The organism is Rhizobium sp. 3T7, assembly GCF_020166565.1.
Taxonomy (GTDB): domain Bacteria; phylum Pseudomonadota; class Alphaproteobacteria; order Rhizobiales; family Rhizobiaceae; genus Rhizobium.
Genome location: NZ_JAIQXS010000005.1, coordinates 238,830 through 252,122, shown reverse-complemented (window position 1 = coordinate 252,122; position 13,293 = coordinate 238,830). Strand labels below are relative to the sequence as shown.

Genomic DNA, 13,293 nt, shown 5'->3' with positions numbered 1-13,293 from the left:
TTCCTCGCCATCTCCCGGATTCAAGGCGATATCACGCCATTGTGGCTGCTTTCAGCCGATCAGGTCACCTATCAGCTGACGGAAAGATCCGGTCAGTCTGACCGGCGCGTCGAGAACCGAAAACGCGATGCAGGGACGGTCCTTTTCGGCGATCGGCCGATGGTCGACGCTCTCGTCTGCTACCGAGATATCGCCAGGTCCGAAACGGCCGCGTGCGTCGTTGAACGCGCCGTCCAGGATTAAGGTGAGTTCCATCCCCTTGTGGGTATGCGCGGGCAGCGCCCGGCCGGCCTTGATCCACATCAGGCTGACTTCGCAGCCATCGATGTCGGTGGAGTATTCCTTGAAGCCTGGAAGCTTGGTCTTCCAAGGCACTGTATCCACATCATAACCGACCAGATTGCGAATCGCCTTCGGGAAGAAGCCCCCGTGTGCCTGTAGATCGGCTGGCGCGTGATCTTCGGCCGGCGGCGCGGAGGCGAAGACGGTAGCGAGCTGTGCCTCGCGGTCGCCGATCGCAGCCTCCGGTATCTGCTCGAGAGCCTCACCAGCCAGGGCTTCAAGATCGCTCACGAGCAGACGATGATCTGCCTTCATTTCCAGATGCGATTCCACGAGCACCCGCGCCGGCTCAGGAAGAGATCCGGCGACGTAATGCGCCATCAGTGCATCGACCGTGTCGATATCATCGTGAACCATGACGGTTTCGGTCATTTCCGCTTTTATAGTTTGCTTTGTCATCGTCCGTACGTTGAAAGTCAATCTCCGGATCACGACGGTCGCAAACGGCTCTGGCTCAAGCGCCCTGGACCACGATGAAGTCTAATTTTGTCGCTGCGCTCAAAGGGATGGAATAGCATTTCTTGCCAACCTAGCCTTGTGAAGGGAAAAGACCGTTCCTAAACTAAGCGTTCAAAAGAGGCAGAGTCCATGACCGTCTATCCGTCCGTTCTAGAGGCAATCGGCAACACCCCCCTGATCAAGCTCAAGGGCGCGTCGGAAGCGACCGGCTGCACTATTCTCGGTAAAGCGGAATTTCTCAATCCGGGCCAGTCGGTCAAGGATCGCGCCGCGCTCTACATCATTCGCGATGCAGAGAAGAAAGGATTGCTGAGACCGGGCGGCGTTATCGTCGAGGGGACGGCCGGCAATACCGGTATCGGCTTGACCGTCGTTGCAAAGGCGCTTGGATACCGAACCGTCATCGTCATCCCGGAGACCCAGAGCCAGGAAAAGAAGGACGCCCTGAAATTGCTGGGTGCCGAGCTCGTCGAGGTGCCCGCCGTTCCCTACAAGAACCCGAACAACTACGTGAAGGTATCCGGAAGGCTTGCCGAGCAGCTGGCGAAGACGGACCCGAACGGCGCGATCTGGGCAAACCAGTTCGACAATGTCGCCAACCGGCAGGCGCATATTGAAACGACGGCCCGCGAAATCTGGAACGATACGAATGGCAAAGTCGACGGCTTCATCTGCTCCGTTGGCTCGGGCGGGACGCTTGCAGGCGTGGCAGCCGGCCTCAAAGCCTTCAGCAATGACATCAAGATCGGCCTTGCCGATCCCGACGGAGCCGCGCTCTACGAATTCTACAAGAACGGCGAACTTAAATCCGCTGGCTCCTCGATCACCGAAGGAATCGGTCAGGGCCGGATCACGGCAAACCTGGAAGGCTTTACGCCCGATTTCTCTTACAGCATTTCGGATGCCGAAGCCCTGCCCTACGTCTTCGACCTCGTCGAACATGAAGGATTGTGCCTGGGCGGATCGACGGGGATCAATATTGCCGGCTCAGTGCGCCTTGCTAAGGAGCTCGGTCCCGGCCATACCATCGTGACCATCCTCTGCGACTACGGCAACCGCTATCAGTCCAAGCTCTTCAACCCGGATTTTCTAACCTCGAAGGGCTTGCCCGTCCCGGCGTGGCTCGCCAAGACGCAAGACATACAGATCCCGTACGAACCAGCAGCGTGAGACCCCATGCCCGTCAATGCCCTCTATCGTGACGATTTCTATCTTTCCACATGCGAGGCGGTTGTAACCGCCATTCACGAAGACGGGGGCATTGAGCTGGATCAGACCTGCTTCTATGCGACATCGGGAGGCCAGCCGGGCGATACCGGCTTTCTCGAGCGCGCCGACGGCAGCAAGATCGCGCTCGCACAGACAAAGCATGGGGCAAGCAAGGACATCGTCGTCCATGTGCCGCTCGAAGGTGAGACCAAGCCGGTTGTCGGCGAAAAGCTGGTGCTGCACGTCGACTGGCCGCGCCGCTACAAGCTGATGCGAATGCATACCGCCTGTCATCTGCTCTCGGTGATCTGCTCCTATCCGATCACCGGTGCGGCCGTCGGCGAAGATGAAAGCCGTGTCGACTTCGATATGACCGAGACGATCGACAGGGACGAAGTGACCGAAAAACTGATGGAACTGGTGCGGCAGAACCATCCGGTCTACCTGCAATGGATCACCGACGAGGAGCTTGCCGCCAATCCGGGCATCGTCAAATCCAAGAATGTTCGCCCGCCGATCGGCCTCGGGCGGGTCAGCCTTGTCTGCATCGGCGAAAACTCTGCGATTGACAGCCAGCCTTGCGGCGGCACACATGTGTCCGAAACACAGGAAGTCGGCCAGATTCACATTGCCAAGATCGAGAAGAAGGGCAAGGAAAACCGCCGCTTCCGAATTCGCTTCGGCGCTCCCGGCGGTGAAGCTTGAAGCCTAGGGAGAGCAGAATGAGCGAAGAGAAGAGCCGGTTCGTCGTTTCGGCCGATTGGCTGCAGGCGGAATTGGGCAAGCCGGATTTGCGCGTCCTAGATGCGTCCTTTTATTTGCCGGCGCAGAAGCGTGATGCCGACGCGGAATATGCCGCCGGCCACATCCCTGGTGCCATCCGCTTCGATCAGGACAAGATCGCGGATCATTCCGTAACGCTGCCGCACACCATTCCCTCGCCTGAGCTTTTCGCAACTGAGGTCGGAAAACTCGGCATCAGTGAAAACGACCGCATTGTCGTCTACGACGGGATCGGAATGTTCGCATCGCCACGCGTCTGGTGGCTGTTTCGTGTGATGGGCGCGCGGAATGTGTACGTTCTCGACGGCGGCCTTGACGGATGGAAGTCTGAGGGTCGACCGCTTGAGACATCCGTGCCGCACTATGAGCCCAGGGTATTTAGGCCGACCTACGATGCTTCGCGGGTCGTCACTCTCGACACAATGCGGGATATCGTTGCGAGCGGCGCCCTGCAGATAGCCGATGCCAGAAGCGCCGGCCGATTTGCAGCGCTCGAGCCTGAGCCGCGCGCTGGTATGCGCTCCGGTCACATGCCAGGTGCGCGCAACCTGCCGTCGGCCGTCTTCGCCAACCAGGGCCGCTTCAAGTCGCTGCGGGAACTCAAGCAGACGATCGAGGACGCGGGCATAGACCTATCGAAGCCCGTCGTCACGTCCTGCGGCTCAGGCATCACGGCCGCGATCATTACGCTGGCGCTGGAATCGCTCGGCCATGTCGACAACAAGCTTTACGACGGCTCCTGGAGCGAATGGGGTGGCCGGGACGACACGCCCATCGTCACTGGCCCGCCTGAACCGGTCAAAGCCTGACGCGATGGTGAAGGCCCCCTCGTCCCTGAAAGCCCATATTACGCGCCTGGAAATGACGGCACCGCCGAAGGCAAGCCTGCCGGTGCCCATCAACATCCAGACGGCGATCATGCGCGCTCCGGATATTCCGCTGCCTTTCTACCGCTATCTCTACCGCCAGGTCGGGGCCCGGTGGCAGTGGGTGGATCGGATGCGAATGGTGGACGAGGACCTGGCCAGGGCGCTGCATGATAAGCGCAACAATATCAGCGTGCTCTACGTGAATGGCGCACCCGCCGGTTTCTATGAATATTTCGTCGAGGATGAGGACACCATCGAGCTCTGCCACTTCGGGCTGATCGAGCATGCACTTGGTCTCGGGATCGGAAAGTGGTTCCTGCTGCAGGCGCTCTATGCGATCTGGACGCTCAATCCGAAGCGAGTGACGACGACGACCAACAATCTCGATCATCCGCGTGCGCTCCAGCTTTACCAGATGTTCGGCTTTTCTCCGGTCTCCACCGGCGCGGGCATCGTCCGGCCGCTCAGCGACAAGGAACTGCTGGAGCTGAGTAAGAAGGGCTGTTGAGCAGGACAAACGGAACTCTGGCTGGAGGCGCTTGCGCAGGAATCGGGTGGCTCGCGCACTTGCAAAGGCGCATCTCATGGCAATCAGCAAGGAGATCTGCAATGACCGACATCCGCTTTTCCGCCATGCCCACTGCCGACGCCGAAAATCTTTGGAACGGTGGTACAGATGCCTACGGTTTCTTGCCCGAGACGATGGTCTCAGACGGCCCGGGCTACCCCTGCCGTCATTGCCTGAACAACATCGATGCGGGCGAGGAACTGCTGGTTTTTGCCTACCGGCCTTTTCCCGAGCTTCAGCCCTATGCGGAAACCGGCCCTGTCTTTCTCCACAAGGAACCGTGCGGGCGCTATGCCGCCGAAGAGGTCCTACCACCGGTTCTGACCAGCCCGGATTTCATCGTGCGCGGCTACAATGCCGAAAACCGCATTGTCTACGGCACAGGCGCGGTAACACTGACACCCGACATTCGCTCCTATGCGGCCCAACTCCTCGAGCGGCGCGAGATCGCCTACGTGCACGTGCGGTCAGCGCGCAACAACTGCTATCAGTGCCGTATCGACAGATGACAGCAAAAAGGGTCGGTCGCAGGAGAATGCGATCGGCCCTGCCTCACGTAACGTGATGGGAATTACGCTACGTTCAGTACGCTTTCCGGGGCGTAGACTTCATAGCCCAAAGCTTCGGCCACCGGCTTATTGGTGACGCGGCCCTTATGGATGTTGAGGCCGTTCCTGAGGTGACGATCCTCCGCGATTGCACGCAGCCCACGGTCCGCAAGCGCCAGCCCATAAACCAGCGTCGCGTTGTTCAGGGCATGGGCCGAAGTGACCGGCACGGCGCCTGGCATATTGGCAACGCAATAATGCACCACGTCATCGACAACGTAGGTCGGCTCGGAATGGGTCGTTGCATGCGACGTCTCGAAGCAGCCACCCTGGTCGATGGCGACGTCGACGATCACAGAGCCTCGCTTCATCCCCGACAGCATTTCGCGGGTGACAAGCTTCGGTGCGGCGGCTCCCGGAATGAGCACAGCGCCGATGACGAGGTCTGCCGAGAACACTTCCTCTTCCAGGGCCTGAATGCTGGAATAGCGGGTATGGACGCGACCGCCGAAGATATCGTCGAGCTGGCGCAGACGCGGCAGAGACTTGTCGAGGATGCTGACGTCGGCACCGAGGCCCGCCGCCATCCTGGCTGCATGCAAGCCGACGACGCCGCCGCCGATCACCGTAACCTTGGCCGGCAACACGCCGGGCACGCCACCAAGCAAGATGCCAAGGCCGCCATTCGCCTTTTGCAGCGCGGTCGCGCCCGCCTGGATCGACAGGCGTCCGGCGACCTCGGACATCGGCGCAAGGAGCGGCAGGCCGCCGCGGTCATCTGTCACAGTCTCATAGGCAACAGCGGTGACGCCGGAGGCGAGGAGGCCCTTGGTCTGTTCCGGATCGGGCGCGAGGTGAAGATAGGTATAGAGAATCTGGCCATCGCGAAGCTGCGCCCATTCGGAGGGCTGCGGCTCCTTGACCTTTACGATCATGTCGCACTTCTCGAAGATTTCCTTGGCCGAGGCAGCAATCTTTGCGCCAGCGGCCGCGTAGGCGGCATCATCGGCACCAATGCCAGCGCCTGCCTTGGTTTCAACCCAGACCTCATGGCCATGGGCGACATATTCACGAACGGATGCAGGTGTCAGGCCGACACGATATTCATGATTCTTGATTTCCTTCGGGCAACCGACACGCATTAGGCGTTCCTCTCTTTTTGTCCGCTTGGCGGAGTGTTTTGACGAGGAAATCCAACCACCACGGCCACGAAATGTCCTTGCAAAGAAGGTTTGCGCCGACACTGATTTTCGAAGATTATTGCAAATTCGAGCAAATAATCGAAAGTCCTTCGAATGTCCGAACTCGACACCATCGATCTTGCGATTCTGAAGACACTTCAGTCCAACGCCCGCATGACCAACGCCGATCTTGCGGCCAAGGTCGGCTTGTCGGCATCGGCCTGTTCTCGGCGGCTTAATATACTGGAGAAAAGCGGCGTCATCGGCGGCTACCATGCGCACGTCTCTCACAAGGCGCTCGACTATAAGATGATCGCGGTGGTGCACATTTCCCTGTCGGGCCAGTTTGCGAAGACGCTTTCCGAATTCGAGGCCGCCGTTAAGCGCTGTCCGAACGTCCTCGTCTGCTACCTGATGTCTGGCGAATACGACTATATTCTCCGTGTCGCCGCCCGTGACCTCGAGGACTACGAGCGCATCCATCGCGACTGGCTCTCGGCGCTTCCCCACGTCGTCAAAATCAATTCCAGCTTTGCCTTGCGGGAAGTCATCGACAGGCCAAATGTCGGGCTTTGACAGAGAGCCAAAATCGGCAGACAGTTCTTGCATCGGAGCAGCAGCTTCGTTACCCCTGCCTGATCCCCCCCGCAGTAAGACGCACGCATGAAATCCAAGACCCAAGGTTATGTTTTCGTCCTGTTGGCGATCACCATCTTCTCGCTGCAGGACGGCATCTCGAAGCATCTGGCATCCGCCTACCCACCCGTCTTCGTAACCATGATCCGCTACTGGGCCTTCGCCGCCTTCACCGTAGCGCTTGCTAGCAGGATGAGGGGTGGCTTGAAACAGACGGCCAACACAAAGAGGCCGCTGCTGCAGGTGATCCGGGGTGTTTTGCTGGCCGCTCAGGTCGTCGTCGTCATCAACTGCTTTGCCCTAATCGGTCTTGCCCACTCGCAGGCGATCTTCTCGGCAACCCCGATTCTCATTGCATTGCTCTCGATGCCTATCCTTGGCGAACGGGTCGGCTGGCGTCGCTGGACGGCAATCGGTGCGGGTCTCGTCGGGGTGCTGCTGATCCTGAAGCCGGAAGGCGAATTCTTCGATGTCAAGCTGCTGCTTGCCGTCTTCTCGTGCTTCCTGTTCGCCTTCTATGTCATCGCCACGCGCCTTGTCAGCCGGGACGACTCGGCGATGACGAGCTTCTTCTACACGGGCGTCGTCGGCGGCATCGCCATGACGCTGGTCGGCCCTTTCTATTGGACCTGGATGTCGGGCTGGGACTGGGTATGGATGGCACTTGTCTGCATGACCAGCATATCGAGCCACTATTTCCTAATCCGTGCGTACGACATGCTGGATGCCACCGCCGTGCAGCCGCTGACCTATCTGCAGCTCGTCTATGCATCGATCATCGGCGTCGTGATCTACAACGAGAAGCTGAACCTCACCATGATCATCGGCTCCGTCATCGTCGTCGCGGCGGGCATTTTCACCGTCTGGCGAGAACAGGTCGTTGCACGCAGTTCGCGTCGGCAACAGGAATCTCGGCAATTTTAGATCGAGCTATTAAAGCATTCTCAACGTTCGTCTCATAGAATTCATCTGTATGTTTCTGGTGGAGCGTAACATGCAGCGCAATCTGAATATCATTACCCGCAAGGCCGAACGCCGGTCCTGCCGCATATTCGGTAAGGTCCGCTATCTCACCAAAGAAGTGGATGCCCGCATCCTCGACATGTCGGTTACCGGCATGGCCGTCGAAATCCGGGCGCCGATTCATGCCGCTTCCGGCAGCCGCGTACAGGTTCTTGCCGATGATCTCGGCACGCTGCACGGCATCATCCGCTGGAGCCACAATGGCCGTCTGGGAATTCAGTTCGATCCGAATTCCAATGCCCGCGCGCAGGTGGCGTCATATTTCCGGTTCTTCCACAAGGAAGTAAAACCAGTCCTGACGCGATAATCCCCTGTCATTTTCAGGGTTTACTCCTTCGCAAATCACCATAATCTCGCCTGCGGGCCGGGCGATGCGTGATTTTCGAAGGAGTTTTCATGTCTTCCATTCTCGATCTGCCACCAATGACCCGTCGCTCTCTGCTTGGCGGCATTGCTGCCACGTCTGCACTCGTCCTGCTTCATCCCTTTAGCGCGCGCGCAGCCGCCAATCAGGCTCATCTGCGCCTGATGGAAACGACCGACATTCACGTCAACGTCTTTCCCTACGACTACTATGCCGACAAACCGAACGATACGATGGGTCTGGCGCGCACCGCGACGATCATCGACAACATCCGGGCAGAAGCTGCCAACTCGCTGCTGATCGACAACGGCGACGTGCTGCAGGGCAACCCGATGGGCGACTATATGGCCTATCAGCGCGGGATGAAGGACGGCGATGTGCATCCCGTCATCAAGGCCATGAACACGCTCGGCTACACCGTCGGCACGCTCGGCAACCACGAATTCAACTATGGCCTCGATTTCATGTTCAAGGTGCTGAACGGGGCAAACTTTCCGTTCGTCTGCGCAAACCTGACGAAGGGCCAGCTCGCATCGGATCCGACGAAGGATGAGCTGTTTTTCAAGCCCTACATTATCGTCGAAAAGACCATCAGGGACGGTGCCGGCAACGAAAGCCCTGTTAAGATCGGCTTCATCGGCTTCGTCCCGCCGCAGATCATGCTTTGGGATATCAAAAACCTCGAAGGCAAGGCGCAGACGCGCGACATCGTCGAAGCTGCCAAGGCCTGGGTGCCGGTCATGAGGCAGGAAGGGGCAGATATTGTCATCGCGCTCTCGCATTCCGGCATCGACGGTGCGGCAGCCTCCGAGAAGATGGAAAATGCCTCCCTGCATCTCGCCGCCGTCGATGGAATCGACGCCATCTTCACCGGCCACCAGCACCTTGTCTTCCCCGGTCCCAAGACCTGGGATGGCATCCAGAACGCCGATCCGGTGAAAGGCACCTTGTACGGCAAGCCCGCCGTCATGGCCGGCTTCTGGGGCTCGCATCTCGGCCTGATCGATCTCCTTCTGGAGAAGGACGGCAAGGGCTGGAGGATCGTTGACTTCACCTCCGAAGCTCGGCCGATCTACCACCGTGATGACAAAAAGAAAGTCGTCGCCGATGTGGTCGACAAGAAGGACGTCATCGAGGCTGCAAAGGCCGAGCACGAGGCAACGCTCGCTTACGTGCGCACCCCCGTCGGCAAGACCTCAGCCCCGCTCTACTCCTATTTCGCACTGGTCGCTGACGATCCGTCAGTTCAGATCGTCAGCCAGGCGCAAACCTGGTACATCAAGCAGATGCTCGCCGACACCGAATACAAGGACCTGCCGGTGCTTTCGGCGGCGGCGCCGTTCAAGGCGGGTGGCCGTGGCGGCGCGGACTACTATACGGACGTGCCTGCCGGCGACATCGCGATCAAGAACGTCGCCGACCTCTACCTCTATCCGAACACAGTCCAGGCGGTCGCCATTACTGGAGAGCAGGTGAAGAACTGGCTGGAAATGTCAGCCGCCATGTTCAACGAGGTAAAGCCGGGCTCAAAGGATGCCGAGCTGCTGAACAACGCCTTCCCATCCTACAACTTCGATGTGATCGACGGCGTCACCTACCAGATCGATCTATCGCAGCCGCGCCGGTTCGATGATGACGGCAAGCTGATCAATGCCGATGCAAACCGCATCCAGAACCTGCACTTTGACGGCAAGCCCATTGATCTCAAGCAGAAATTCGTGGTCGTTACCAACAATTACCGCGCCGGCGGCGGTGGCAAGTTTCCGGAAATTGCGGCCGACAAGGTCGTCTTCCAGGCGCCGGACACGAATCGCGACGTCATCGTCCGCTTCGTCCACGAGGAAGGCACGATCAATCCGTCAGCCGACGGCAACTGGAGCTTCAAACCGCTGCCGGCGACGACGGCGGTCTTCCAGAGCGGTCCGAGGGCCAAGCAATTTCTCGCGGATGTGAAGAGCGTCAAGATCGAGGACGCTGGCGAAGGCACTGACGGATTCTCGAAATTCAGGCTGATACTCTCGATGTGAGCCTCAGGAGGTTTTCAGCGCTGAATGGAGGGCGCGGGAATCCGCGTCCTCTTACTCGGCGGCAATCGGTAAATCGGGCGGCGATAGCTCGGCCAGTTGGGCTGTGAAATCGGCGTGCCTGGGGCATTGCTCCAGCCTTACCCGAAACGCATCGATCATCCAGCTTGCCGCCGGACCAGGCGGGCTGGCGATCCGTCTCATGGCATAGATTGGATATTCTCCCTGCTCGAAGGCCGGCAAGTCGAGATGGACCAAAGCACCGCTTCTCAGATCGTTGCGAATAAGCGAGGCGGGCAAGCCGCCCCAACCAAGCCCACCGCGAATGAGGGAGTGTTTCGTCGCAATGTCGCTCACCCGCCATGTCTTGTAGGAAAGCACATTGAAATCGCGGCCCTTTGTCAAACCAGACGCGTCCGTCACCACCAACTGCGTCTCCTCACGGACATCCGCCAGGGTCAGCGGTCTGCCGATCTTCGCCAGCGGATGATCATGCGCGGCAACGGGCATCATGAAGGAATGTCCGATTTGTTCTGCTGCAAGCGCATCGTGTTGCTTCAGCAGAGCGCCGCCGATGCCTATCGTTGCTTTGCCGCTCAAAACGAGATCCATCACCACACCGAGTTCACCCACCGTCAAACTGAGCGCAACGGACGGGAACTTGTCACGGAACCCGCGCAGCACGTCGACAACCGCGTGCGACGGCACCATGACGCTGATCGCCACGGAGACTTCGGCCTCCAGTCCTTCCTTCAGACCTTTTACGCGGGCGCGCATCACCTCGAGATCCGAGACAAGCCGCCGCGCATCCTCAAGAAGCGCCTTGCCGGCCTCCGTCAGCTTCGGTTGCCTTGCGCCGGAGCGCTCGAAGAGCGGCACTTCCAGTTGAGCCTCGAGGTTGGCGATCGTGTAGCTGATGACCGACTGAGCGCGGTTGAGCGTGCGCGAAGCGGCGGAAAAGCTGCCCGTTTCCGCAACGGTGAGAAATACCTGCAGCTGGTCCAATGTCGGATTCGGAAGCATTTACCATCCAATCTATCGATGATTTTGATCGACATTATCACAGTTTTTTCGATAGTCAGCCAGACCTATTTTCTGCCTCGAAACAGCGGCTCGAAGCTCCCTACAAGAGCCGTGGATGCTAATTCGAGAGGAAATTCAATCATGCCGTCCATCCTGCTTTTGACTTCCAGCCCGCGCGTAGACTCGCTTTCCACCACGATCGCGGCTGACCTCGTCGAGAAGATCAAGGCTCAGCAGCCGGGCAGCGCTGTCGTTCGTCGCGACCTCGCCGCCAACCCGCTCCCGCATATCGACGATCTCTTCACCGCTGCTATCCGCAAGCCGGCCGATGAGCGCACCGCCGCCGAAGCCGCCGCAGTGAAGACCTCCGACGAGCTCGTCGCTGAACTGCTTGCCGCTGATACGATCGTCATCGGTACGGGTCTCATCAACTTCAACATCTACTCGTCGCTGAAGACCTGGATCGACAACGTCGCTCGCGCCGGCCTCACCTTCACGTACACCGAAAGCGGCCCGGTTGGTCTTGCTACCGGCAAGAAGGTCTACGTCGTTCTCGCCTCCGGCGGCGTCTACTCTCAAGGCCCGGCAGCAGGTATGAACCACGCTGTTCCGTATCTGAAGTCGGTTCTCGGCTTCCTCGGTATCACCGACATCGAAACGATTTACGTCGAAGGCCTCGCCTTTGGCCCGGAAGCTGCGGAAAAGGCGATTGGCGCTGCCAAGGCTCGCGCCGAGGAAATCGCCCTCGCCGCGTAATTGGTGTCCAGACTGATGTTGAAACGGCCGGCTCTCACCGGCCGTTTCACTTTGTGCCGAGTTCGTTCACGAAAGCCTTCACAGTATCGAGTATCTCGCTGGCGAGGACTTCATCGTCCGCGATCCGTGCGAGGCCGAGTGCACCGGTCATGAGACAGGACGTGATAATCGCCTTGCGGCGAGCCTCTGTTTCATCGGCCGCGGTCATGCGCGCCTGCATGTTGTGCAAGTTCGTTTTCATCTGATCGGTCGCGAGCGACCGGCACCTCTCGCCACCGCGCGCGATGTCAGCCGCGAGGGCTGCGAACGGGCACCCTCCAGCCGTATCGTTTCGGTGTTCCCGGCTCAGATAGCTCGCCGCATATTCCTCCAGCGCGACGTCCGCCGGAGCCCGCCCTTCGGACCGCGCTTTCGCAGCCCAGGAGCCAAAAGCCGCCCGCATCGCCTCGGCGACCAGCTCGTCACGCGACGCAAAATGCTTGTAGAAGCCACCAACCGTCAGCCCCGCCTCCTTCATCAGATCCGCGACCCCGACGCCTTCAAGACCCTTCTCGCGCAAACGTTTCGAGGCAATCTCGACGATCCTCTCGTGCGTCTTGCGCTTATCCTGCTGTGAGTGGCCCATGAAAATTCTCTCCCGGGATCGGTTGACTTATCAAGATTACAATCATAATCCTTATGGATGTTGATCGTAATCCAGATCGCGTAAATTTCCAAGAGGAGTCATGCAATGCGTCTGCAGAATAAGGTCGCCCTCATCACCGGCGGAAATAGCGGCATCGGTCTTGCGACTGCCAAGGTCTTCCTCGATGAAGGGGCCAAGGTGATCATTACAGGGCGCAATACCGAGACCCTCACCGCTGCCGAAAAGGCGCTAGGCGGCAACGTGCTCGCGCTGAAGCTCGAAGTTACTGATGTAGCAGCCACAGAACGGGTAGTTGCAGAAGCAGCTTCCGAATTCGGCAAACTTGACGTGCTTTTTGCGAATGCGGGTATTGGCGGTGCTACGCCACTTGGCGGGACGTCACTGGAACAATTTAACGCCATCATCACTACCAACCTGACCGCCGTCTTCTTCACGGTCCAATCGGCTATTCCGCATCTGAACGATGGCGGTTCTGTCATCCTCAACGGATCCGTGCATGCCGTGCTCGGTGCGCCTGGCTGGTCGGCCTATGCCGCCACAAAGGGTGCTGTGCGCGCCATGACCCGCAATATGGCGTCCGAGCTTGCGCCGCGTGGTATCCGTGTCAATCAGGTGACGCCCGGCGGCACCAAGACACCGATCTGGCAGCCAATGGCGTCCACGGCCGATGCAATGTCCGCGCTCGAAGCCCGACTGGGCGGCATGAGTCCGCTCGGACGAATGAACGAAGCGGAGGAGATTGCCAAGGCTGCGCTCTATTTCGCCTCAAGTGATTCGACCAACGTCACAGGGATCGAGATCGTGGTCGACGGCGGCGCGACGGGCGCACCCTCCGGTGCCAAGATATTCCGCGCCGGGTAAT

14 protein-coding genes and 1 pseudogene are annotated in these 13,293 nt (G+C 59.2%); 11 read left to right on the top strand and 4 right to left on the bottom strand.

Annotation, left to right across the window (positions count from 1 at the left end; genetic code table 11):
- Positions 1 to 51: 51 nt before the first annotated feature.
- Entirely contained in the window at positions 52 to 699 is a 648-nt protein-coding gene (locus K9B32_RS10410) for a ChrR family anti-sigma-E factor (RefSeq protein ID WP_411969698.1), read from the bottom strand.
- Positions 700 to 930: 231 nt separating this feature from the next.
- On the opposite strand from K9B32_RS10410, the gene K9B32_RS10405 reads away from it, so the two are divergent.
- From K9B32_RS10405 to K9B32_RS10385, 5 genes are all read left to right on the top strand, one after another.
- The gene (locus tag K9B32_RS10405) at positions 931 to 1,971 is read left to right on the top strand and encodes a cysteine synthase A (RefSeq protein WP_224561807.1); all 1,041 of its coding nucleotides are present in this window, start codon (positions 931 to 933) and stop codon (positions 1,969 to 1,971) included.
- 6 nt (positions 1,972 to 1,977) lie between these two features.
- The gene (locus K9B32_RS10400; RefSeq protein WP_224561806.1) at positions 1,978 to 2,715 is read left to right on the top strand and encodes an alanyl-tRNA editing protein; all 738 of its coding nucleotides are present in this window, start codon (positions 1,978 to 1,980) and stop codon (positions 2,713 to 2,715) included.
- Positions 2,716 to 2,732: 17 nt separating this feature from the next.
- Positions 2,733 to 3,602 carry a 3-mercaptopyruvate sulfurtransferase gene (gene sseA, locus K9B32_RS10395; RefSeq protein WP_224561805.1) on the top strand — a complete coding sequence of 290 codons (870 nt, stop codon included), beginning with the start codon at positions 2,733 to 2,735 and terminating at the stop codon, positions 3,600 to 3,602.
- 4 nt (positions 3,603 to 3,606) lie between these two features.
- Positions 3,607 to 4,170, top strand: coding sequence for a GNAT family N-acetyltransferase (locus K9B32_RS10390; RefSeq protein WP_224561804.1), 564 nt, complete (start codon positions 3,607 to 3,609; stop codon positions 4,168 to 4,170).
- Positions 4,171 to 4,271: 101 nt separating this feature from the next.
- A complete protein-coding gene (locus tag K9B32_RS10385; protein ID WP_224561803.1) occupies positions 4,272 to 4,739 on the top strand; it encodes a DUF1203 domain-containing protein in 468 nt (155 codons plus the stop codon).
- A 62-nt stretch (positions 4,740 to 4,801) separates the two neighbouring features.
- On the opposite strand, the gene ald is transcribed toward K9B32_RS10385, so the two are convergent.
- Positions 4,802 to 5,920, bottom strand: a complete 1,119-nt coding sequence (ald, locus tag K9B32_RS10380; protein ID WP_224561802.1) for an alanine dehydrogenase — start codon at positions 5,918 to 5,920, stop codon at positions 4,802 to 4,804.
- Positions 5,921 to 6,073: 153 nt separating this feature from the next.
- Here ald and K9B32_RS10375 point away from each other — a divergent pair, with 153 nt between their 5' ends.
- The 4 genes and pseudogenes from K9B32_RS10375 (at position 6,074) to K9B32_RS10360 (ending at position 10,009) form a co-directional block, all read left to right on the top strand.
- Positions 6,074 to 6,535 carry an Lrp/AsnC family transcriptional regulator gene (locus tag K9B32_RS10375; RefSeq protein ID WP_224561801.1) on the top strand — a complete coding sequence of 154 codons (462 nt, stop codon included), beginning with the start codon at positions 6,074 to 6,076 and terminating at the stop codon, positions 6,533 to 6,535.
- A gap of 87 nt (positions 6,536 to 6,622) precedes the next feature.
- A complete protein-coding gene (locus tag K9B32_RS10370) occupies positions 6,623 to 7,519 on the top strand; it encodes a DMT family transporter (RefSeq protein ID WP_224561800.1) in 897 nt (298 codons plus the stop codon).
- 70 nt (positions 7,520 to 7,589) lie between these two features.
- A pseudogene (locus K9B32_RS10365) lies at positions 7,590 to 7,916 on the top strand (PilZ domain-containing protein); the annotation flags it as partial.
- A gap of 98 nt (positions 7,917 to 8,014) precedes the next feature.
- The gene (locus K9B32_RS10360; RefSeq protein WP_224561799.1) at positions 8,015 to 10,009 is read left to right on the top strand and encodes a bifunctional 2',3'-cyclic-nucleotide 2'-phosphodiesterase/3'-nucleotidase; all 1,995 of its coding nucleotides are present in this window, start codon (positions 8,015 to 8,017) and stop codon (positions 10,007 to 10,009) included.
- Between the two features lie 51 nt (positions 10,010 to 10,060).
- On the opposite strand, the gene K9B32_RS10355 is transcribed toward K9B32_RS10360, so the two are convergent.
- Positions 10,061 to 11,029, bottom strand: a complete 969-nt coding sequence (locus tag K9B32_RS10355; protein WP_224561798.1) for a LysR family transcriptional regulator — start codon at positions 11,027 to 11,029, stop codon at positions 10,061 to 10,063.
- 141 nt (positions 11,030 to 11,170) lie between these two features.
- Between K9B32_RS10355 and K9B32_RS10350 the strand changes: the two genes are divergently transcribed.
- Positions 11,171 to 11,785: an FMN-dependent NADH-azoreductase gene (locus K9B32_RS10350; RefSeq protein ID WP_224561797.1), complete on the top strand. Its 615-nt coding sequence runs from the start codon at positions 11,171 to 11,173 to the stop codon at positions 11,783 to 11,785.
- Positions 11,786 to 11,831: 46 nt separating this feature from the next.
- On the opposite strand, the gene K9B32_RS10345 is transcribed toward K9B32_RS10350, so the two are convergent.
- Positions 11,832 to 12,410 carry a TetR/AcrR family transcriptional regulator gene (locus tag K9B32_RS10345; protein WP_224561796.1) on the bottom strand — a complete coding sequence of 193 codons (579 nt, stop codon included), beginning with the start codon at positions 12,408 to 12,410 and terminating at the stop codon, positions 11,832 to 11,834.
- A 105-nt stretch (positions 12,411 to 12,515) separates the two neighbouring features.
- Here K9B32_RS10345 and K9B32_RS10340 point away from each other — a divergent pair, with 105 nt between their 5' ends.
- A complete protein-coding gene (locus K9B32_RS10340; RefSeq protein ID WP_224561795.1) occupies positions 12,516 to 13,292 on the top strand; it encodes an SDR family NAD(P)-dependent oxidoreductase in 777 nt (258 codons plus the stop codon).
- The last annotated feature ends 1 nt before the right edge of the window (position 13,293 follow it).